Origin of the sequence: Chryseobacterium sp. SSA4.19 (assembly GCF_022601875.1) — a bacterium.
In the GTDB taxonomy this organism is placed as follows: Bacteria; Bacteroidota; Bacteroidia; order Flavobacteriales; family Weeksellaceae; genus Chryseobacterium.
Genome location: NZ_JAKVIP010000004.1, coordinates 92,654 through 114,789, shown reverse-complemented (window position 1 = coordinate 114,789; position 22,136 = coordinate 92,654). Strand labels below are relative to the sequence as shown.

22 protein-coding genes and 3 tRNA genes are annotated in these 22,136 nt (G+C 37.8%); 6 read left to right on the top strand and 19 right to left on the bottom strand.

What is annotated here, in order from left to right:
* Positions 1 to 192 precede the first annotated feature (192 nt).
* The 3 genes from MKJ01_RS03885 to MKJ01_RS03875 all read right to left on the bottom strand — a co-directional run bounded on the left by MKJ01_RS03885 (position 193) and on the right by MKJ01_RS03875 (position 2,159).
* Positions 193 to 1,083 carry a DMT family transporter gene (locus MKJ01_RS03885; protein ID WP_241611826.1) on the bottom strand — a complete coding sequence of 297 codons (891 nt, stop codon included), beginning with the start codon at positions 1,081 to 1,083 and terminating at the stop codon, positions 193 to 195.
* The gene (aat, locus tag MKJ01_RS03880) at positions 1,070 to 1,720 is read right to left on the bottom strand and encodes a leucyl/phenylalanyl-tRNA--protein transferase (RefSeq protein ID WP_241611827.1); all 651 of its coding nucleotides are present in this window, start codon (positions 1,718 to 1,720) and stop codon (positions 1,070 to 1,072) included. Before aat ends, MKJ01_RS03885 begins: the two co-directional genes overlap by 14 nt.
* A 61-nt stretch (positions 1,721 to 1,781) precedes the next feature.
* Entirely contained in the window at positions 1,782 to 2,159 is a 378-nt protein-coding gene (locus MKJ01_RS03875; RefSeq protein ID WP_241611828.1) for a DUF3127 domain-containing protein, read from the bottom strand.
* A gap of 178 nt (positions 2,160 to 2,337) precedes the next feature.
* On the opposite strand from MKJ01_RS03875, the gene MKJ01_RS03870 reads away from it, so the two are divergent.
* The 5 genes from MKJ01_RS03870 to MKJ01_RS03850 all read left to right on the top strand — a co-directional run bounded on the left by MKJ01_RS03870 (position 2,338) and on the right by MKJ01_RS03850 (position 5,060).
* A tRNA-Leu gene (locus tag MKJ01_RS03870) sits at positions 2,338 to 2,419 on the top strand.
* Between the two features lie 6 nt (positions 2,420 to 2,425).
* Positions 2,426 to 2,501 (top strand) — tRNA-Gly (locus tag MKJ01_RS03865).
* Positions 2,502 to 2,507: 6 nt separating this feature from the next.
* A tRNA-Leu gene (locus MKJ01_RS03860) sits at positions 2,508 to 2,591 on the top strand.
* 341 nt (positions 2,592 to 2,932) lie between these two features.
* The gene (locus tag MKJ01_RS03855) at positions 2,933 to 3,640 is read left to right on the top strand and encodes a response regulator transcription factor (protein ID WP_241611829.1); all 708 of its coding nucleotides are present in this window, start codon (positions 2,933 to 2,935) and stop codon (positions 3,638 to 3,640) included.
* 4 nt (positions 3,641 to 3,644) lie between these two features.
* Positions 3,645 to 5,060, top strand: coding sequence for a HAMP domain-containing sensor histidine kinase (locus MKJ01_RS03850; RefSeq protein WP_241611831.1), 1,416 nt, complete (start codon positions 3,645 to 3,647; stop codon positions 5,058 to 5,060).
* Between the two features lie 56 nt (positions 5,061 to 5,116).
* Here MKJ01_RS03850 and MKJ01_RS03845 read toward each other — a convergent pair whose 3' ends face one another.
* Positions 5,117 to 7,795: a carboxypeptidase-like regulatory domain-containing protein gene (locus MKJ01_RS03845; RefSeq protein ID WP_241632483.1), complete on the bottom strand. Its 2,679-nt coding sequence runs from the start codon at positions 7,793 to 7,795 to the stop codon at positions 5,117 to 5,119.
* Between the two features lie 556 nt (positions 7,796 to 8,351).
* Here MKJ01_RS03845 and MKJ01_RS03840 point away from each other — a divergent pair.
* Positions 8,352 to 9,233, top strand: a complete 882-nt coding sequence (locus MKJ01_RS03840; RefSeq protein ID WP_241611835.1) for a cupin-like domain-containing protein — start codon at positions 8,352 to 8,354, stop codon at positions 9,231 to 9,233.
* A 93-nt stretch (positions 9,234 to 9,326) separates the two neighbouring features.
* Here MKJ01_RS03840 and MKJ01_RS03835 read toward each other — a convergent pair whose 3' ends face one another.
* The 15 genes from MKJ01_RS03835 to lepA all read right to left on the bottom strand — a co-directional run bounded on the left by MKJ01_RS03835 (position 9,327) and on the right by lepA (position 22,022).
* Positions 9,327 to 11,051, bottom strand: coding sequence for a hypothetical protein (locus tag MKJ01_RS03835; protein ID WP_241611837.1), 1,725 nt, complete (start codon positions 11,049 to 11,051; stop codon positions 9,327 to 9,329).
* Positions 11,052 to 11,126: 75 nt separating this feature from the next.
* Positions 11,127 to 11,864: a metallophosphoesterase family protein gene (locus MKJ01_RS03830; protein ID WP_241611839.1), complete on the bottom strand. Its 738-nt coding sequence runs from the start codon at positions 11,862 to 11,864 to the stop codon at positions 11,127 to 11,129.
* Complete coding sequence (locus MKJ01_RS03825) at positions 11,865 to 12,407, bottom strand: RNA 2'-phosphotransferase (protein ID WP_241611841.1); 543 nt, start codon at positions 12,405 to 12,407, stop codon at positions 11,865 to 11,867.
* On the bottom strand, positions 12,400 to 13,377 hold the full coding sequence (locus MKJ01_RS03820; RefSeq protein ID WP_241611843.1) for an ADP-ribosylglycohydrolase family protein: 978 nt from the start codon (positions 13,375 to 13,377) through the stop codon (positions 12,400 to 12,402). Before MKJ01_RS03820 ends, MKJ01_RS03825 begins: the two co-directional genes overlap by 8 nt.
* Positions 13,378 to 14,064 carry an NAD-dependent deacylase gene (locus MKJ01_RS03815; RefSeq protein WP_241611844.1) on the bottom strand — a complete coding sequence of 229 codons (687 nt, stop codon included), beginning with the start codon at positions 14,062 to 14,064 and terminating at the stop codon, positions 13,378 to 13,380. It abuts the gene before it with no gap.
* Positions 14,065 to 14,068: 4 nt separating this feature from the next.
* Complete coding sequence (locus MKJ01_RS03810; RefSeq protein WP_241611845.1) at positions 14,069 to 14,575, bottom strand: O-acetyl-ADP-ribose deacetylase; 507 nt, start codon at positions 14,573 to 14,575, stop codon at positions 14,069 to 14,071.
* A complete protein-coding gene (locus tag MKJ01_RS03805; RefSeq protein WP_241611846.1) occupies positions 14,565 to 15,224 on the bottom strand; it encodes a DUF4291 domain-containing protein in 660 nt (219 codons plus the stop codon). The genes MKJ01_RS03810 and MKJ01_RS03805 overlap by 11 nt, the downstream gene beginning before the upstream one ends.
* A complete protein-coding gene (locus tag MKJ01_RS03800) occupies positions 15,224 to 15,634 on the bottom strand; it encodes an ADP-ribosylation/crystallin J1 (RefSeq protein ID WP_241611847.1) in 411 nt (136 codons plus the stop codon). Before MKJ01_RS03800 ends, MKJ01_RS03805 begins: the two co-directional genes overlap by 1 nt.
* Before the next feature lie 13 nt (positions 15,635 to 15,647).
* Positions 15,648 to 16,115: a macro domain-containing protein gene (locus tag MKJ01_RS03795; RefSeq protein ID WP_241611848.1), complete on the bottom strand. Its 468-nt coding sequence runs from the start codon at positions 16,113 to 16,115 to the stop codon at positions 15,648 to 15,650.
* An 11-nt stretch (positions 16,116 to 16,126) separates the two neighbouring features.
* Positions 16,127 to 17,035, bottom strand: coding sequence for a sugar kinase (locus tag MKJ01_RS03790; RefSeq protein ID WP_241611849.1), 909 nt, complete (start codon positions 17,033 to 17,035; stop codon positions 16,127 to 16,129).
* A gap of 46 nt (positions 17,036 to 17,081) precedes the next feature.
* Positions 17,082 to 18,086 carry an SPFH domain-containing protein gene (locus tag MKJ01_RS03785; protein WP_241632481.1) on the bottom strand — a complete coding sequence of 335 codons (1,005 nt, stop codon included), beginning with the start codon at positions 18,084 to 18,086 and terminating at the stop codon, positions 17,082 to 17,084.
* 78 nt (positions 18,087 to 18,164) lie between these two features.
* A complete protein-coding gene (locus tag MKJ01_RS03780) occupies positions 18,165 to 18,713 on the bottom strand; it encodes a 2OG-Fe(II) oxygenase (RefSeq protein ID WP_241611852.1) in 549 nt (182 codons plus the stop codon).
* Between the two features lie 34 nt (positions 18,714 to 18,747).
* The gene (locus MKJ01_RS03775) at positions 18,748 to 19,290 is read right to left on the bottom strand and encodes an NADAR family protein (RefSeq protein WP_241611853.1); all 543 of its coding nucleotides are present in this window, start codon (positions 19,288 to 19,290) and stop codon (positions 18,748 to 18,750) included.
* A gap of 130 nt (positions 19,291 to 19,420) precedes the next feature.
* Complete coding sequence (locus tag MKJ01_RS03770; protein WP_241611854.1) at positions 19,421 to 20,116, bottom strand: NUDIX domain-containing protein; 696 nt, start codon at positions 20,114 to 20,116, stop codon at positions 19,421 to 19,423.
* A gap of 109 nt (positions 20,117 to 20,225) precedes the next feature.
* Positions 20,226 to 22,022 carry a translation elongation factor 4 gene (lepA, locus tag MKJ01_RS03765; RefSeq protein WP_241611855.1) on the bottom strand — a complete coding sequence of 599 codons (1,797 nt, stop codon included), beginning with the start codon at positions 22,020 to 22,022 and terminating at the stop codon, positions 20,226 to 20,228.
* Positions 22,023 to 22,136: the final 114 nt, after the last annotated feature.

The following is a 22,136-nucleotide window of genomic DNA, read 5'->3' as shown; positions in this document are numbered from 1 at the left end:
ATAAAGAGGACGCCTGATGTTGAATAATTTACAGTAAGGGGGCATCCTGCCCGCTATAATGAAATCCTGCAAATTGCAGGATTTCTGTTTTATTAATTATACCTGTATCATCTTCTGCAGATAGTATTTGTAAAAAGCCGGTCGTATTTATTATAATTCAGAATCGGGAAGACAGCTTTAGGAAATTAACTACTACAGCTTTTTAATCACAGGCTCTGATCTTAAAAAGATTAATCCTGCAATGATGACTCCTGTTCCTGCAAACTGTAGCAGGGAAAGCTTTTCACCATCCAGAATTCCCCAGGCAATGGCAACAATCGGCATTAGTAAAGTTACCGTTGAGGCAAAAAGAGGTGAAGAGACTTTTAAAAGCCTGTAGTTCATCATCATGGCCAATCCGGTCCCGAAAACGGATAATAAGCTTACGAACATCAGTCCCAGCATCGTATCTTTATCCAGGCTGAATTCTGTAAAAAACCCTGTAAAAGACAAAGCGAAAACGGAAGGTAAAAACAGGACAAAAGCAAATACAAATGCTGACAATATGGTGGAAGACACCTCCATTAATTTAGATTTTACCGTAGTGGTGCTGATGGCATAACACAAAGTGGCCAGCAACAGCAGGAGAATCGGGATCAGCTTAAAGGTCCCGCCTTCACCATCACCCCCGAAAGCCAGCAGGCAGACACCCGTAAAGCTGATAAGCGTCCCTGCCATCTGCCGTTTCGTTGTTTCAAACTTCCAGATCAGTGCCCCTACGATAATCACGAAAATAGGCATCATAGAATTGATGATTCCGGCAATACTGCTGCTTACTTCAGTTTCTGCAATCGGGAACAGAAACATCGGAATAAAGTTTCCTGTAAAAGCAGCCAGCAGAAGCCATTTCAGATGCTTCTTAGGAAACAGTCTATATTTTGAAACGGCAACCGGCATTAAAATAATTCCGGCAATAAGAACCCTTAAAGCGCCAACCTGATACGGACTGAAATGTTCCAGTGATTTTTTGATTAAAATAAATGACGATCCCCAGATCAGACTCAGCACAATCAGAAGAAGCCATTTTTCTTTATCTGCGTTCATTATTTCTATACAAAATTTTTAAAAAATCTCTTTTGGGAATCATTTTCGCACCCAGACTTTCCAGGTGGTCCGTATGGGACTGGCAATCGATAAGCTCCAAATCTTTATGGGTTTCTATAAAATGAATAAACCCTGCTTTAGAAGCATTACTGACTTTCGCAAACATGCTCTCCCCACAGAAAACATTACCGATCTGAAGCCCATAAAAACCGCCAACCAGTTCACCATTCTGCCATACTTCAATGCTTTTAGCCAAACCATATTGATGAAGCTGGATAAAAGCTTCCATCAGCTCATCGGAAAGCCATGTTCCGGCTTGTTCTCTTCTGCTGATTTCCTGACAGTTTTTAATCACTTCCCTGAAGTTACGGTTTTGCGAGAAGGTAAACACGTTACGGTTGAGTATTTTCCGCATGGATTTAGATACCTTTAGTTCCCTGGGAACCAAAACGAATCTCGGATCAGGGCACCACCAGAGAATTTCTTCCTCCGGATTAAACCAGGGGAAAATACCCAATTGATAGGCAAAACAGATCCGCTCAACCGAAAGGTCGCCCCCGAAAGCAATAACACCTTCATGGCCGTCATATAGCTCAGGATCCGGAAATGAAATCTCGTTATTATCCAGTCTCACCATTTTTCAGGAAAAAAAATCCCACTTAAGAAAGCAGGATTTATATTTACGTGTTATCTTTTAATTAAAAAGGAAGATCATCATCGTCATCACCTGCGAAAGGATTTTCATTGGATGCAGAAGAAGCAGACTGAGAAGGTGCCGCTTGTGTAGGCTCAGAAGCATGGTCAGAAACTTTCTCTACCCTCCACCCGGTAATCGAGTTGAAGTATTTTGTTTCGCCCTGAGGAGAAACCCATTCTCTTCCTCTGATGTTGATTCCCACTTTTACATTTTCCCCTTCTTTCAGATTATCCAATAAACTGATCTTATCAGACAAAAATTCTATGTTTATCGGCTGCGGATACTGCTCCTGCGTAAGGATAACCATTTCTCTTTTTTGGAAACCGCTCGCAAATGTCTGAGCATCAAAAAGTTTCTTTACCGTTCCTTGTAATTCCATATCATAATAATTAACGATGTAAAAGTAAGAAAATGAAATGTAATACAAGGGGTCGGAAATAAAAAATGTAAAATTTTTTATTTTTTTTCATGAAAAGTTTGGAGGTAAAGGAAAATGCCCTATATTTGCACTCACAAAAACGAAACAAGTTCTTTAAAATACGACTTCATAAAACAACGCGGATGTGGTGTAATTGGTAGCCACGCCAGACTTAGGATCTGGTGCCGAGAGGCGTGGGGGTTCGAGTCCCTTCATCCGCACAGTTTGCGAAAATAGCTCAGCTGGTAGAGCACAACCTTGCCAAGGTTGGGGTCGCGGGTTCGAGTCCCGTTTTTCGCTCCACTCCATGCCCTGGTGGTGGAACTGGTAGACACGCAGGACTTAAAATCCTGTGTCCGTAAGGACGTACGGGTTCAAGTCCCGTCTGGGGTACTTAAAAACCTCCGTAATCAAAATTACGGAGGTTTTTTGTGTTTTATACGGTTTACTATAATTATGTAAAGCTGTAATTTGAATTTAAGAAATGTCATAACTTCAATTATTTAAGCTTAGTGCCCATCTAAATATATACTTTAAATTTTATATCTGCCTTTAAATATATTCTCGCAGATTTTTATTTACACTTATATCTGCATCATAACCGTAATATGTGAGAGATTATGTTTTCCAACCCAATTTAGACAGTCTCATAAATAGATGTAGAATTTTCCTGCCTAAATCAATATAAACCCATTCCCGATCTTTTTTCTATTTTTGTATAATTCCTTATGACAATGAAAAAAATCATCCTTATCGAAGACGAAACCAGTGTGGTCTCCTTTATTAAGAAAGGGCTGCAGGAAAACGGTTATGAAGTTTCCGTTGCTTTTGACGGAAAAACGGGCGTGCAGCTGGTACAGTCGAATGATTTTGATCTCGTCATTCTGGATATCATGCTTCCTGAAATGAATGGCCTGGATGCGTGTAAGGAAATCAGGAAAACCAATCAGCATGTCCCGATTTTATTTTTAACGGCACTTGGAACTTCTGAAAATATTGTTCTGGGACTTGAAAGCGGTGGTGACGACTATCTGGTGAAACCTTTTAAATTTATTGAACTGGTGGCACGGGTGAAATCTTTACTGAGGAGAAGTAATAATGGAACGGCTCCTGAAATCCAGGAACCTGAAGCGGATCATGAATACATGTATCAGTTTTCCGATCTGGTCCTGAATGATTATACTAAAAAAGTGACCCGGGCAGGAGAAGAAATTTCACTGACCTCGACAGAATATAAATTGTTGATGTATTTTTTAAATAATCCTGAGAAGGTAATTTCCCGGGCAGAAATCCTGGATGCCGTCTGGGGCGTCAATTACGAATTGGGGACGAATGTAGTGGATGTTTACGTCAATTATCTAAGGAAAAAGCTGGATAACCAGGATGACCATAAGCTGATCCATACCGTCATTGGGATGGGATATGTTTTAAAAAAACCATAGCAGAATGTTTAACAAAGTTATTGTAACCAACCAGACCAAGACAATGGTGCTCCTCATGCTGGTTTTTACGGCCATCATTTTACTGTTTAGCGGACTGGTTTATTTTTCAATTGTCAACTTTTCGCATCAGCGGTTTTATGAGCTTCTTAAAATCCGTACGACAACTATTATCCAGATCGAAAAAAGCAAAGATGAACTTGATATTCCGGAAAATTATATCCTGAACGGATTAAATGATGAAGAGCTTCCCATGGAACGTGATTATGTGTTTGCAGTTCCTTCTGACACCAATTTTAATAAGATTTCCCAGGAAATCCATATTCCGGGTTCTTTTTTCAGGAACATTGTAAAAAAAGGGGAATCCAATTATAATGATAAAGAGTTTTATTATATAGGCCAGACGTTCAGGCATGATAACAAAAATTATATTGCCATTGCTTCTGCCAAGAACCATTACGTAGTGTATTATCTGGGCTTCCTGAAGCGTACTTTAATCACATGTATCGTCCTTTCGCTGTTCTTCAGTATGATCTTCTCTTTTTACCTTTCAAAGACGTTATTTAAGCCCATTCTTAAAATCACGGGCAAAGTAAAAGATATCAGTTCAGAGAATCTTCATTTAAGACTGGAACCTCAGCCCGATAATAAAGAGCTGAACGAACTGATTGAAACCTTTAACGATATGCTGAACCGCATTGAGACGTCTTTTGAAACCCAGAATCACCTGATCGGAAATGTTTCCCATGAGCTGAGGACTCCTTTAACCTCTATTATGGGTGAAGCGGATGTGGCCCTGTCGATCTCGCGGACCAATGATGAATATAAGGAAACACTGGGAATCATCCTTGATGAAGCCGAAAAGCTGGACAGAAAAATCAAAGCTTTACTGATGATTGCCCAGACCGGCTTCGACGGGAAAATCCAGAAAATGGATAAAGTAAGAATGGACCAGTTGTTGTGGGATGTTATCGAAACCCTCAGAAGGATTGATACCCGGAATAATATTTTTCTGGATATCAGCATGCTTCCTGACAACCCGAAAAAGCTAAAGGTTCAGGGCAATGAGCAGCTGCTGCACCTTGCCGTTACCAACATCATCCAGAATGGCTGTAAATATTCCAATTTCGAGCAGGTAAAAGTATCATTGGGCGCAACGGATACGGATGTTTATCTTATTGTAAAAGACAACGGAATCGGAATCCCGGAAGAAGAGATGAATAAAATTTACGATCCATTCTTCCGGGCTTCCAATACCAATAATTATGAAGGTTATGGAATCGGGCTTCCCCTGGCAAGAAATATCGTCAGGATGCATCACGGGGAACTTATGGTAAGCTCGTATGAAAACCAGGGCACCACTGTACAGATCAGATTTCCGAATTATTATCACACCACCCAGCAGGAAAGCATAGAAAGTTAATCCAAAACCATCAATAAATAAAAAACCAACCTCAACGAGATTGGTTTTTTATTTTGCTATTTGAAGTTGAACTTCACCGTGAACATTACCTGGCTCGGACGGAGCTGAATCCTGGTAAAAGTAGTTCTAATCGTTTCGATCTCAAAGTTTTCAAAGACTTTCTTATTAGCAATATTTATCCACTTAAGCTCAAAATCTATTTTCTTTTTCGCCCATGTAAATTGATAAGAAAGATCGTAGAATCCATTATGGTATTTTTGATCAGGTGTATTTGTATCAATCTGATCCCAATTAAATCCAATAGTATGATTCTCGATCGGATAAAGGAATAAAGCGAGGTTATGATTGAATCCTGATGTAGTAGCATTAGTAACCACATCTCCAACACTTGTCTGCTTAGTTCTTGAAAAACGTGCATTATAATCAATGCTCATCCAGCTAAAATAAGTATTGTTGAATTTTACACCGAAAGACTGACCGTTATTTTTATTTGTGAAAAACTTATTATCTAAAAAGGCGTTAGATTTCGTCGTATTATTACTGTAGCTGACAGAAGCATTTGTTTTAAATTTAGGAAAATATTTCCCTATTTCAGTGCTGTATCCGTTAGTTAGCACATTATTATCCTGTTCAATATATCCCATAACGCTATAACCTGAAACAATTGTCGGATTTGAAATTAGATTTCTTTTGGCATCTGAAAATCGGTAATTAACATTAAAAAACAAATTATTCAGAGGATTTCTGTATTCTAATCTTGTTCCTGCAGATTTATTATTATTCTGAGGAATAGGATTTTTAGGATCCATAGCATTAATACCACTTGGAGAGGTCATCAGAAACCCTGAATAAGCTGTATTTATTTCTCCAAAATTATTATTGATATTAGCATTTACCGAAGCTTTCCAGAAAGAAGCAAAAGTATATTGTGCAAAAATACTTGGTTCAAAAGTAACTTTATTTTCTTCCTTTGAAACTGATCTTAAAGGATCATCTGCTTTTATATTATTAGAATTGACAGGGAAATTAGCATATAACATCCAGGAATCATTTTTATAATTAACTCCCACACTTCCGTACGGTGTTGCAGTGGTATAGGTAAGATCATTACTATACTGCCTCAATAGTGCTGTTCCTTGCGAAAAAATATTCGATAAATCCGAAACTAATTCTGTTGATTTAAAATTAAATCCGACTTCTGGAGTAAACGTCCATCCTTTTGTAGAGAATCCTATGTTTGCTGAATGATTAGCTTCAAAAGTTTTAAGCCTCAAGCTCTGGCCAACAAAATCACTTGATGTATTTGGAGTAAACCCAGGTATTTTTAAATAAGATGAAGGAGAAACACTTAAGGTTTGTCTATCTGTCTGGTAACTTAAATATGATAATACATTTACCATTTTTTCTTTCCAAGGAACAATGGTACTTAATGAGTTTTGGAATGAGGTTGTTGGAGATTCCAATGCTTCTTCTCCATGGCTTTGTATATTATTCTTTGTATCCCTTCTATCGACAATCCCTCTGTCTGCATTCCAATATTGGGAAAAGCTTGTGGTATTCTTAAAGAATCCTTTTTTAGCATTCTTTGTAAATATTAGCTCTCCTTTTGCTTTATCAGTGTAGAAATTATTAAAAATATTTATGTTATTGGAAGTTCCATTGAAATAATCTTCTTGAGAGTTAGATTCCCTTTCAACAGTATTATTCGTATAATTCGCATTTGCTTTAAGTTCCCACTCTTTTTTCTTGTCAATATTGGTCAGATAATTGGCTGATACATAATGAACACTGTTCATCAGGTATCTTTTTACCGGAAGGTTGGGTGTACTGGCATTTTCCACATTCAGCCAGTCATTTTGGGTTGCGTTGATTCTTCTACCTTCAAACCTGTTTCCGAAAGCCAGGATATTCCCTTCATTTTCTACCTGCTCGCCCATATTGTTGGTCTTGTAATTGACTACCCATTGGCTTTTCTGCCCGAAGAACATCGGCGTTAGTTTAACGTTCCAGAGCCACGGCTCTCCGAAACCGGTTCCCACTTCTCCCCTTCCGGTCATGGTCACGGAGTTTTTCAGCTTGATATTAATGGCTGCCTGATCGGAAGGTACTTTATTCTGTAATATTTTTACGGGCTGGTGATTTTCAAGAACCTCCACTTTTTGTACGGCGTCTTTTGGCAGGGAGTTATTGATAGTTCCGTAACCGCCTTCCATCAGATCTTTTCCATTCACATAGAATTTGTTGATAGCATTTCCCTGATACAGGATCGTCCCATCGGTATTCACTTCAATTCCCGGGATTTTTTTCATAACATCAGCCAGTGTCCGGTCGCTTTTGCTGTCAAAAGCTTTAAGGTCATAGGCAATCGTATCTCCTCTGGCTGTAATCATTTTTGTTTTCAGCTGCACTTCCTTTATTTCCGTGGCCTCTCCTTCCATTTTAAAGCTCAGGCTCTGATCACTGTTACTGACCTGCTTGGTTAACGGTCTCTGGTTGAACGCCTTTACTTTAAGGTCAACACTGGGTTCTGCGGAGGTAAAAGTAACTTTATATTCCCCTTTAGAATTGGTAATGGCATACGCAAGAATCGCATCTTTACCGGGTTCCTCTATCGTTACGCTCGCACTTGGAATGGCCACGCCGTCTTCATCCGTAATTTTACCCGAAACTGTTTTCTGCGCAAATGAGAGAACAGAGAGAAAAATCATCAGGAATAAAGAAATTTTCATTTTCATAATGTATTATTTGAATAATTAGTTACCGGTTACCTGTTTTTGTTACACCTTTTAAAGATGGTATTTGACAGCAAAAGTTAAAGGCTATTTCTATCACTACAAACATAGTGATATTTTTAATGTGTTTTCATTTTATATTGTCTAATTTCATTACCATAAAACCGCCCGGATAATTATCTTGATTACAATATGTTATCTATTTCTTGTCATTAATAATTGATTTTAATTTTATGGCGTAACCTCTCTTGTATGCCTTATTATGTTTGACAGTTAGCCTTAATCATTCTTTCAGAATAAAAAATGACAAAATATCACATTTAAATCATATTTTGTTACCTTTAAAGTTTCTAGCTTTAATAATGTATATTATACGCTTCACAGTAATACTTGATCACTGAACTTATGGGATTCTTTTTATAAGCCTATTATCATAATTACTTTATATTTTTATTTAGAATAAATAGGCAAAAATGATTTGAATCATAGATTAAAAAAAGCTTAAAACTGTTAACGTATATTTTAATTTAATAATTTTGTAACATTAAATTTTTAAAAAATGGGAATTAATTTAAAGCCGATAGATATTGTAGATGATATTACCCAGGAAGAGTTTATCATTAAATATCTGAAGCCCAGAAAGCCAGTTGTGATCAAGAATATGGCAAAAAAATGGCCGGCTTACCAAAAATGGACCATGGAATATATGAAGGAAGTTGTGGGAGATGTTGAAGTCCCTTTGTATGACAGTGCCAAGGCTGACCCGGCAGCTCCGATTAATACTCCTACTGCAAAAATGATGTTCAAAGATTATATAGATCTGATCCGGAAAGAGCCTACTGATCTGAGGATTTTTTTCTTTGACCCCATAAAACATGCAAAAAAATTACTGGAAGATTATATTTCTCCAAAAGATCTTATGGGCGGGTTCTTAGATAAGTATCCATCGATGTTCTTTGGAGGCAAGGGTTCTGTGACTTTCCTTCATTATGATATCGATATGGCCCATATTTTCCATACTCATTTTAACGGGAGAAAGCATGTGCTGTTATTTGATTATAAATGGAAAGAAAGACTATACCAGATTCCTTATGCTACCTATGCTCTGGAGGACTATGATATTGAAAATCCCGACTTTACCAAATTCCCGGCTTTGGATGGTGTAGAAGGAATCGAATGTTTCCTTGAGCACGGCGATACGCTGTTTATGCCTACGGGATGGTGGCACTGGATGAAATATCTTGACGGAAGTTTTTCCATTTCCCTGAGAGCCTGGGACAAATCCTGGGGCGTGAAAGCCCATTCTCTCTGGAACCTTACGGTTCAGCGTAAATTTGATGACATCATGAAGAAAAGCTTCAAAAAGAAATACATGGACTGGAAAGAGAAAGTCGCCGTAAAAAGAGCGGAACTTGCTTTAAAAAAGGGTTTTCCCAAATAAATAAAGACGTTTCATCAGAAACGTCTTTTTTGTATCTGGTAAATAACTCTGTTAGCAAGCATCTTAGAAAAACAAAGCTTACCGAAACTAAACTTATAAGATCCTGTATACCGGATATTGCCTGAATGTTTTCTGCTCGAAATAAGGGGAATTCCTGTAAATCCAGTCCAACTGAGCCGTACCATCGGCAGCAAATTTTTGATCAGCAGATTTCTTCGCTTCGAATTTTTGTTTCAGATCCTTATCCTTTTTTAATAATTCAGCCGCTGTATCTTCAAAAATATAGGCTGAATAATATTCTTTCTGCGCTAGAATGCCATCAAAGAAATTCCAGTTAAAAAAAGAATCAACAGCTTCGGGTTCAAGGGTTTCAATAATATATTTTACGCCTTCCTGATTGGTTGGGACAAGATAATCTCCGGTAGAAAAAACTATATTTTTATAGGATGGATTAACTGTAGTTTCGTAATGGAGGTAATGACCTTCGTAAGCGTTTTTCACCGTTTTAAAATCATTGATGGTATAAGTTTCAACCTGTATGGTACTATCCTTTGAAATCGTTTTTATCCGGATATGATTTCTTTTGAGCTGCTCAATTATACGGTATTGCGACTGCGGGACCACATAGTATTTAGGAATGGTAATGTATCCTGTCGGAACTGCAGTGGTAAAAAGTTTGATCTTTTTGGTAAAAGGTTTATTCCGGTCATAATACAGACGCGGTTTCCCGGAGATCTCGCTCGGTTTATACTTCCCTTCATATCCTTTAAAATCTATCGTTGTATATTTTGTGGAGTCTATTTTCCACCGGATCCCATATTGCTTTCCGGCCTGGTATTGCTTTAAATTCTCCGCTCTGAGCTGTTTTATGGTTTTATATTCCTTATCCAGATTCTGAAGATTGGCGAACATATATTTATAGGTAGCATCCACTCTCTTGTCATAAGGTTTCAGCATATGCGTTTCGGGCATAGTCGATAAAGCATTAAACAAAGAGGCATACCCTGTGGAATATCTCGGAAAGTCTTCAAAAGCAGCAAACCCAATTTCCGGAACATCACCGTGGATATTCACGTAGGGCGTACTTTCATAGCCTGATCTTTTTAAATCCATAAGGTTTTTAGCCTGGAAATCATTATAAAAATAAGTTCCCAATACCTGACCCAATCTTTCCTTAAACGTCGAAATATAGGTAAATGTATATTGATAATCTGCACCGTTGCTTACATGGTTATCAATAAAAACATCGGGTTTCAGCCATTGGTAAATTTCCTGAAAGCTTCTTGCATTCTTCGTATCTGCCTTAATGAAGTCTCTGTTTAAGTCATAGTTTCCTGCATTTCCCCTGAAACCATATTGTTCAGGCCCGTTCTGATTAGCTCTGGAAAACGAACCTCTATTCAGTATTCCGCTTACATTATAGGCTGAAATGGCAGCAATAATAAAATTGTGCGGTGTTTTTATTTTCTTAGTGGCCAGATCTCTTATCAACATCATGGTTGCATCGATTCCATCAGGCTCACCGGGATGAATACCGTTATTGATGAACAGGACGGCTTTTTCTTTTCTTAGCTGATCAAGATTCTTTTCCGGAAAGGGATTGTACACCACTACATAAATAGGTTTTCCATTGTCATCCTCTCCTTTTTTGAGATACTGAACAGTATTGAAATGTTCAGCAAGATTCTGATAATAAGCATTCATCTCATCATAGGTAACCGTCTGATTGCCATTTCCTTTTTCAAAGGGAGTCCGAAATGTATCCTGTGCAAAAAATAGTGTTGGGCATAGAAAAAATAAAAAGTATATCAGTTTCATTGAGGTCATATTTCGACCTTAAAATTACTCCGTTTTTGTAAAACTATGAAATCATAAATAATAAAGACTGATGATTTATTTAATCTGGTTTCTTCCATTTTCTTCAGGATATAGTACCGGCAGAGGATCGCTTTGCCAGAATTCCTTGGTATCAACATCCATTACCGATAATGCGCCAGTAAATGCAGCACCTGTATCCAAGTTCCAGATATTAGCTTTATTAACAGGTACGGTACTTCCCAGATGTAAGGTCGGCGTGTGACCAATAAAAATTTCCTTGTATAACAGCAATCTTTTCGGATACAATTCTGAATTCTTTGACAGCTTTTTGTCCATGGCAACAGCCGTCTCCCAAAGTGTCCTGTCCCAGCGGTAGTTACTTGAATATACTTCTTTTTCAGGCCCATGCATAGAAGAATAACCGGCATGGATAAACAGCCGGTTATTCTCATCAACATAATAATTTTTCATACTCTGAAAAAATTCAACATGCAGGGCAAGATCTTTCAAATCATAATCTGAATAACTTTTAACGGTGCTTTTCCCGCCATTGGAAAGCCATACATCTTCGCTTTTTCCGAAGGAAAGCCAGTCTTCGCACCAGGCATCATGATTTCCTTTGATAAAAATACAATCCTGCTTTTCTGAGAGTTCTATTAAAAACCGGATAATTTGTGAAGATTCGCTCCAGCCGTCCACATAATCTCCCAGAAAAATTAATTTATCGTCCTGAGTAATACCGCCTCTTTCAAAAACCTGTTCCAAAGCTTTGAATCCTCCGTGAATATCACCGATCACCAATGTTCTTTTCATTTATTCTAAAATATATTTAGTATCCACAAAATCTGTCAGCCAGATGTTATTGTCAGAAAGGTAAAACAAAATACCATGTTCAGCCATTTTACCGGTCTTTATCGTCAGAATAACAGGCTTTCCGTGGCGCATCCCAACTTTCATTGCAGTTTCCCTGTCACTGCTTAAATGAACGTGCTGACGGCTTCTTTTTTCAATCCCTTTTTCCAGGATAGAATCAACATTCGCCTGCGCTGTTCCATGATAGAGGAATTCCGGTGGCTGCTGCGGGATTAAAGCCAAATTAATATCAATCGAATGTCCCTGATTCGCCCTGATTTTTGTCTTATCTTCATTAAAAATGAATCGTTTTTTATCATTCGTCTGTACGATTTCATCAAGCTCTTCAAAGGTAAAGCCTTGAGAGTCGTTTGTTGATTTTGTAATCAATTCGTTTACATCTGCCCATCCGTATTCATCCAAACTCAAATTGATAAGTTCGGGATGATGCCTGAGCACGTAGCTCAGGAATTTACTTGTTTTTTTCTTATGTTTTTCATTCATGATTTCTTATCATTAATTTATTTTCCAGTCGGATACATACGTTTTCAATATCCTCCTTTCTCACCAGTTGTGTAATCCACTCTTCAGGAATATCTTCAAACCCATAATAAATTCCGGCAATTCCACCTGTGACAGCTCCTGTCGTATCGGTGTCTTCTCCTAAATTAACAGCCTTCAACACAGCTTCAGCATAGCTTCCGGAGTTTAGAAAGCACCACAATGAAGCTTCTAAACTTGAAACAACATATCCTGAAGAGCTTATTTCTTCTTGCTGCAAACTATACAACGGAGCTAAATCATATGCGCCTACTTTCAATTCTAAAATTCTGTGAAATTTATCCAATTCAGATTGGGAGCAGATTGGATGATGATCTAAAAATTTCCGGACTGTTTTCTGCATGGTCTTGTAGGCTTCCCATTTTTCTTTTCCTTTCAAAATTTCCAAAGCAAATTCTAAATAGATAAAACAGTCCAAAACAGATCTTATATGTCCGTGTGTAATACCTGAAACCTCTTTTATTTTGTCAAAGCGTTGCTCAATGCGTAAATCTTTAATATAAAACAACAGCGGCAGAATTCTCATTAAAGAACCATTTCCATTCTCGGATTCACTGGTTCCGCCACATAAATTCGGAGGTGTTCCTTTACTGATTCTGTGAATCGCTTGTGAGGTAGCAATTCCGATATCAAAAACTTTTCCATGTGGAGTCCAATGTCCGAATTTTTTCCATTCTACAAAACTTTGTCCAATCTTTTCCAAATTATATCCTTTAATTAACTCTTCAGCAAGACATAATGTAAGTGAACCATCATCGCTCAACGTTCCTGCAGGTTGATGATGGGTTCCGAAAGCCCTCATATCTGTAACGGGTGAACGCTGCACCTCTTCCCTCCTTTTAAACTCCACCGGAACACCTAAAGCATCACCGACACAAACTCCGAAAATTCCCGCTTTTACAACATTTTCCATTTATGCCATATTTACCAATTTATCAAACAGCAATTTCATTCCCTGAGTGGCTGTTTCTTTCATTACTACCGCTCTCTGGCCATATCCGAACCCTGTTTCTTTAGGATTAATCACAATCAGAAGACAGTCATCTTTAATCTCATGGATCAGCCCTGCTGCCGGATATACCTGCAGAGAAGTTCCGATGACCAGGAAAATATCGGCTTCCCGGGCGAGTTTCGTAGCTTCCTTCATCAGCGGAACCTCTTCCCCGAACCATACGATGAAAGGCCTCAGTTGAGCCTCGTCTTCCGCCTTATCCCCGATGTTGATATCGTCTTTCTGTTCATAGATAAGCTTTTTATTATTACAGGAACATGATTTAAAAAGTTCCCCGTGAAGATGGAGAATATTTGAAGATCCCGCTCTTTCATGCAGGTCATCAATGTTCTGGGTGATAATCTGCACTTCGAAATACTTTTCTAGTTCTGCCACTAATCGATGTGCTTCATTCGGTGCCACTTCATGGAGCTGGCGGCGTCTTTGGTTGTAGAATTCCAATACCAAAGCCCTGTCTTTCCGCCATCCTTCGGGACTTGCCACATCTGTGATGCTGTGATTTTCCCAAAGGCCATCGCCGTCTCTAAAGGTTTTGATTCCGCTTTCGGCACTGATTCCTGCGCCGGTTAATATGGTTAGTTTTTTCATTTGTTTAGCTTAATAGTTTTTTGTAAATCTCTTCATTTTCATCATCAAAGCAAACGAATATTACTTTTTCTATACTTTTTGATTTAAAATTTTTCAATTGATTTATTGCAATTTTAGCAGCCAACTCTTTTGGGAATCCATACACACCCGTGCTGATATTAGGAAAAGCAATTGTTTTTACCTTCAGGGTTTCTGCCAGCTTCAAAGAATTTGTGTAGCAATTTGCCAACAGTTCCGAGCATTTTTCTACGTCATTATTCCAAATCGGACCTACGGTATGGATCACATATTCAGCAGAAAGATTTCCTGCTGTAGTTACAACGGCTTCTCCTGTATTGCAGTTTCCCTGCCGGTTCCTGATTGATTTGCATTCTTCCAGAATCTGCGGTCCTCCTGCCCGGTGGATAGCACCATCTACGCCGCCGCCGCCCAATAAAGAAGAATTGGCTGCGTTCACGATGGCATCTGTTTTTATTTTGGTGATATCTGTTTTTATTAATTCAATATTCATAAGGATCAGGATTTTTGTTAAGCTTCAATTTTTTATTTAAATTTTCATCATCAAATACTAACGGTTTTTCTTCAGGCAGCATCAGGTTATCCAAATCATCATTCAAAACATACTGATACTGCTCTTTCACAAAATCTGAAATATCATCAATTAAAATAATGTCATCCTGAGCAAAAGATCTAATAAAATCATTTCTTAAACCTATCTGAATTGCTCTCCTCTCTAATTTGTTTCCAAAAGGATCATGATCCGGATCCCATTGCAGCCTTACCGAAGATTCATTTACCTGATCCTTCCATTCTTCTCTGGAAATTTCCATCTCCTTGTTATATGAAGAATACACCGCATTTCTCAGATATTCTTTAAAGGCTTCCATTTTTAAATGAATTGCTAAAACATATTCCTGACCTTCTTTTTTTCCCCAACCATTCCTGTACATCATCCAGAGGAAATTAGGTTTTATCCAAGTCATTCTTTCCAGACTGAATGCACCACCAAAATATTGGTTCTTAACAGCAAATTCACCAATCTCTTTCCGATAGGATTGATAAATTATAATTTTTTCATTGTCATATTGAGCCATGATATGATGTCCTTTCTGAGGCCAATCCTGTAGTTGTTGTTTATATTTTTCTAATTTTAATTTCATTATTTTAAATTTACAAGCAGGTCTTTAATTTCATTATTGGAAGCTCTTTTAAAATCTTTTCCTATGAAAACTTTCACCACTTCAATTTTTCCTGCAATGGACTGATTGAACGTTTCCAGATTTTCCGAAGGAACCCACAGTTCATTATGATTTCCCGCTCCGACGTTCTGCATCGGATATTTATTTACTTCATCCTCCGACACTTCAAATTTGGTTACAAAACCGAGATAATTTCCTGCCTGATCACGGGTATTCCACTTTTCTGCAATTTCTGAAGCATAGTCTTCATTTAAAACAGGATAGAAAATCGGCTGCCACTCCAGCCGTGGAGGAAATTTCTTATAATTGCTTTCTATAATTAAAATCATTTCCTTTTCACCTACAGGCCTGTATAATGTTATTGTTTTCATGGTTTAATTAATTTTATTCAAAATCATACACATATACTTCCACCTCATTGTTTAACAAGGTTCTTTCAATAATCGGTTCGATTGCTTCCCATTTTCCACCTGCCAGCCCACAACCGATTCTCGGCATATGGATACCAGCATTTAACTTTAATGCTTCAACAGAAAGTTTCTCCAGACATTTTTCGACAGCTTCATACCTGATCGGAGAAACTTCTTTTGAACTGGTAATCGTTTTATGTTGGGCAATCATATTGCAAATCCAGATATTCTCTTTCACCTGAACCATTTGGATTTCTCCAAGCTGAAAATGTTCACCATTCTTAAACCACTTTCTGTATTCATTTTCCGGTTCTTTCCATCTTTTCGAAATTGCCACAACAAAACCTTTTCCCCAGCCTCCGATATCGTTGCAAATATGAGCAATGATTTTATTTCCCTCTATTTGAGGGTTTGCTGCATCACCTGTTAAATATTGTATCATTTTCATGCTTTTTACTGTAATACCAAAACTGCTTCTTCATCAGCAAGCCTGATTTCTGCAGTTGCACCGCTGTTAAAATGAAGAAAATCCTGCTCAATGCCGTCACTAAATATAAAGCCATTATTCGGCATTAATGATTCGATGATCAGTTTATTTCCCTTTTCCAATTTTCCTCCGCAGATATCCGTTTGTGTTCTGATACTTTTAAAAGGCTCTCTTACCGCAAAATACAGATCCTCATCTTTTAATTGCGGATATTTCATATCCGATACACCTAAAATCCCGGAAGCCATATTGAAAACCGAACTCAACCATCCTGTGCTCCCGGTTTTGGTGGAAACAATAATTCCGCTTGAAGAATGGGTTTCTTCTTTTCCGTTCAGCATGATTTTATATCTTGCCGAGGCATGGGAAGAAATCCCGATGAATAGATCATTAACGGCCAGTAATTTTTGTCCGTCATTCAATACGGCTTCTGCAAACCGCATCTTTCTTGAACTAAAACTTTCGTTTATTACGGATTTCACTGCATTCAAAAAATTCTTAGCCGTAAAAGGAAGCAGTGTTCCATCATACCTCTCTTCATCAGGATTAATCGCTATAATCGGAATATGCCTGGAATATTTAGCCACATTGGCAACCAGTCCGTCCTGCCCTATCACCACAATCACATTATTTTCTGAGAAGATATAGGACGGTATGAAATCCTTTTCAACCACTTTATTTTTAATGATTCCGGAAAGCTGAGTCTGGACTTCCAGAAATGAACGGTAAAACTGTTCATGCTCATCCACATAGTCCTGGAAATTTCCTCCTGAACGTTCAATATAAAACTTTGCCTGCGCTTTGGTATTGAATCTTTCAATTAAAGATTCTAGTCTTGTTTTATTCTTAATGATGATGGCATATTCAATTTTCATAATTACGATTTTTAAATATATTCAGACTCCTTTATTGCCGCCTTTTTTATTGTTTCAGAATCGTATCCAATAAATCCGGACTGATATTCAGATTTCCTATTTTGCCTGCATTTTCAGCCAGTTCCCGGAAAGCTAAAGCAATATTATTTTTGGCATCCTGTTTTCCGGTTAAAGCACTGAGGATTTTCCAGTCGATTTCTTTATACGGTTTTAAAGAAGCTTCTACCATATATCCCTGTGTTTCCGCCTCTTTCCTGTCGTTTTCCGTTTTCTGCTCGATCAGCTGTTTTCTCTGGCTTTCCACAGAAATATCGGCTGCAATCTTCATTTCTCTTAAGATCCTGTTGTTTTCTTCCTGCTGCACTTCGGTCTCCATTCTTTTCTCTTCAATCTGTTTTTGCTTTTCTTCAACGGCAATTTCGGTATTCAGTTCAGACTCTTTAATTTTCCTTTCCTGTTCTACTGCAAAATTCCTTCTTTCATAGATGGCTTCATCGGCCTGCTGCTGTAATTTTTCCCTTGTTTCCGTCTCCAGCGCCCTTGCCATTTCAGGTGTGGTCTGAACCGCCAGAATACTGGTTCCCATAATCTCGATACCCATGGTTTTAATTGCTTCTGAATTCATCAGTCCTTCCAGGATATTCATTTCAATCTGCTTTGCAGAACGGATGGCATCTTTTAAGCTTAATTCATGGATAAATGATGATGTGGAAGTCTGTGCCAGGTTAATAATTCTCTGGTTAAGCTTTTCCATATCGTTTTTCTTATATACTCCCGCTTCGTTTACCGTAAAATCCAGGGTATTGGAAAGTGCTTTCGGATCGGTAATTTTATAACTGATCTGCCCCTGGATTTTCACGGTCTGATAATCCCGTGTATTTTCATTAAAAATAAACGGCAGGTCATTACTTCCCATCGGAATCGCTACAATAGATGAATTCGGTGCGAAATAAAAGAATGATAATCCCCGCCCTTCTTTCATAATTTTACCATTACTGAAATGAATGACATACGTCATTGAATCGAATTTGATGTGTCGGAAACCAAACATAGCTTTAGGTTTTAAATTAATATTTGTGTTATTTTTACGCTAATTAAAAAAGGCATAGTTTTGCATCTATTTTAGCAATTACGCTTTAGCATACATGACATCTGTCCTCAAAACATACTTCAATCCATTAATCAGAGTTTTTCCTTCGTGCCTTAATGGGTGATAGAAAACCAATGCAGATCCTTTTATCGGGGTAACTGTGAACAGGTTTTCGAATTCTGTTTCCCCACCCTCAAAATCATCATTCAAATAGATTAAAAAAGTATAAAAGCTTTTCTCATTCTCATTTCTGATGTAGCTTCCGTCACGATGCATGTTGAACCTCTGCCCCGGAGAATATTTGTAGATCCTGAACATTTCATTAAAATCCAAAACTTTATAAGCGTCATGGGTTTGAGGAAGAAATCCAACTGCTTTTTCGAAAAGATTTTTAGCTAAATCATTATCAAAAATCATTAATCTATCATTATTTCTTATTCCTTTGTTCATCATCTGCCGAGCACCCATACTAATTTTAGCTTCTTCGAAAGCCTTTCCTTGTGACATCGAAATATACTCATCACATTTTGAATCGGAAAGAAAATTTTCAATCAAAAATATTTGCGGATGCAACTCTGTTTTTTCCATAATAAATAATTTTGTGTTGATTCTTTATTGTGTTCTATCCTTTCAACACATCTCTAACTTCCATTAATGCAAATCCTAAAAGGTTTTCTCCCTTCCAAATATCGGGATTGTCTACTCCCGGATCAGTCTCCAGCATTCCAATTCCCCAAACAGTATCATAAGGACTGGCTTCTACCAAAACTTTATCATGTGTTGAAAGCAAGAATTCTTTAAACTTTTCATTCTGAGAAAATTTCAATAAATTTCCCTGTTTTACGATTTCATATTTATGTTCATCCCAAATTTCCGGATCAAAGTTCTTGACTTTTCTGCCTAATCTCTTTGCTTGATTTGGTGTTTCTGATCTTAAAATTTCTTCTAGAATTTCCTGATCATTAAATAATCTTGCTTTCCCAGCCATCATATAATGTTCAGCAGTTTTGTAAGAAATTCCATTTTCTTCAAATTCAAAAGCAAACCATTGGCTGAAACAGGCTTTTGTTATATAATCTTTTACAGTATGTCCCCAGAAAAACAAAAACTCAGGCTTTTCTTGTTGCTGAAACTTTTTAATTATACTTTCTACTGTATATTTCATAATTGCGTTATTATTACACAAATTTAAATAAACATGCTTTTACTAACCAAATTAATTTGCGTTAATTTTACACTAAATAATTTAAGTTGCTGATTATCAATAATAAAATTTATGAAATTATAAAAGTAAATTATTTGATCTCAAAATAAAATCCTTGTTCTTCCAGTTCTTTATATTTTTCCTGATTGAATGTAAAAAGTTTTCCCGGTCTTCCGCTCCCTTCTTTTTTTACGTTGTCCGTCTCATTCAGGAGACCGTAGCTCATTATTTTTTTTCTGAAATTCCGGCGGTCAATTTCTCTTCCTATAATGGTGGTGTAGAGATGTTCAAGCTCGGAAAAAGCAAACTCGTCGTGAAGAAGATTGAAGCCAACCGGCTGATACTGAATTTTTGTACGGAGGCGTTTTAATGCTGTCTCAATGATCGTCTGATGATCAAAGGCGAGCTCCGGAAGTGTGTTGATGCTGAACCATTGAGCATCTTCTGCATCAGAATCGGCAAACAGTTCGTAATAAGAAGGATTCACAAGCCCCAGATAAGCTATAGAAACCACTCTGTTCCTGGGATCCCGGCCTACGTTGCCAAATGTATATAATTGCTCTAAAAAATCAGGCTTAATGCCAGCCTCTTCGTACAATTCCCTTTTTACTGCATCGTCCAGATTTTCATCATCTAAAACGAGGCCGCCCGGCAATGCCCATCCTCCTTTGAAAGGTCCGATATTTCTTTTGATTAAAAGGATCTGTAAATCTTTTTTATCAAAATATCCAAAAACCACCGCGTCTACTGCTACCTTTATATCCTGTAATTTCTTTGGAGAATCCATTGTATTAATTTGCGTTGTGAATACACAAAATTACAACTTCGATGCCACTTAAAAAATAATTTGAATCATAAATACAAAAAAACCGCTTCGGCTGAAGCGGTTGATATCGTTAGTCATTAAGTTTTAAGACGGCCATGAATGCTGATTGCGGTACTTCTACCCTTCCGATCTGCTTCATTTTCTTCTTTCCTTCTTTCTGTTTTTCCAAAAGCTTACGCTTTCTGGAAATATCCCCTCCATAACATTTTGCCGTAACATCTTTTCTTAACGCTTTAATCGTTTCTCTTGCGATCACTTTTGCTCCCAAGGCCGCCTGTACCGCAATATCGAATTGCTGTCTCGGGATCAGTTCACGAAGCTTTTCACACATTTTTTTACCAATATAATAGGCATTGGATTCGTGGATTAATGAAGACAAAGCATCTACCATATCTCCGTTGATTAAAATATCCATTTTAACCAGTTTGGAAGAACGCATTCCGATCGGTGAGTAATCAAATGATGCATATCCTTTAGAAATTGATTTCAGACGGTCATAAAAGTCGAAAACAACCTCAGCCAAGGGCATATTGAAAGTAAGTTCTACCCTGTCTGCCGTAAGATAAGATTGATTGACGATCTCACCTCTCTTTTCAATACAAAGTGTCATGACCGCACCCACAAAATCAGATTTTGTAATAATAGAAGCTTTAATATAAGGTTCTTCCACTCTGTCCAAAAGATTCGGATCAATCATTTCAGACGGGTTGTTGATCAAAATAGCTGTTTCAGGTTCTCTTTTAGAGTACCCGTGATATGAAACGTTGGGAACCGTAGTAATGACATTCATATTAAATTCACGGTCAAGACGTTCCTGAACAATTTCCATGTGAAGCATTCCCAGGAATCCGCAACGGAAACCAAATCCAAGAGCGGCAGAACTTTCCGGTTCAAAAACCAGAGAAGCATCGTTTAACCGCAGTTTTTCCAATGAGAACCTTAATTCCTCGAAATCTTCAGAATCAATCGGGTAAATTCCTGCAAAAACCATTGGTTTTACTTCTTCAAACCCGTCAATGGCTTCAGCAGCAGGATTTTCAAATGATGTAATCGTATCACCTACTTTTACTTCCCTTGCATCCTTAATCCCTGAAATGATATAGCCTACGTCTCCACATTCAATTTTCTTTTTAGGAACCTGCTTCAGCTTCAACGTTCCTACTTCATCCGCTCCATATTCTTTTCCGGTAGCAAAAAATTTAATTTTTTCATTTTTGGAAATGCTTCCGTTCACTACTTTAAAATAGGCTTCAATACCTCTGAAAGGATTATACACGGAGTCAAAGATCAGAGCCTGCAACGGACCGTCAGGATTTCCTACCGGTGCCGGGATCCTGTTGACAATCTGCTCAAGCAAATCATGAACACCGGCTCCTGTTTTGCCGGAAACTCTCAGAACATCTTCCGGTTTACATCCTAAAAGACCAACGATTTCATCCGTTACTTCCTCAGGATTGGCAGACGGAAGATCTATTTTATTAAGAATCGGAATAATTTCCAGGTCGTTTTCCAATGCCAGATATAAATTACTGATGGTCTGTGCCTGGATGCTCTGTGCGGCATCTACAATAAGAAGCGCTCCTTCACAGGCAGCAATCGAACGGGAAACTTCGTAAGAAAAATCTACGTGTCCCGGCGTATCGATCAGATTTAGGATATATTTTTCTCCTTTGTATTCATAATCCATCTGGATAGCATGAGATTTAATGGTAATCCCTCTTTCTTTCTCCAGATCCATATCATCGAGCGTCTGAGACTGTAATTCTCTCTGGGTTACCGTATTGGTATATTCCAGAAGACGGTCTGCCAAAGTACTTTTACCGTGGTCAATATGGGCAATTATGCAAAAATTTCGTATGTTTTTCATTTAAGAACCTTGTAATTGGCAAAGATAGGAAAATGCAAGAGAATTCTTCATCCTTAATTTTATACAGAGAAATAATTTTAATTTGATTGTAGTTTAGTTCATCCCGCCAAAACG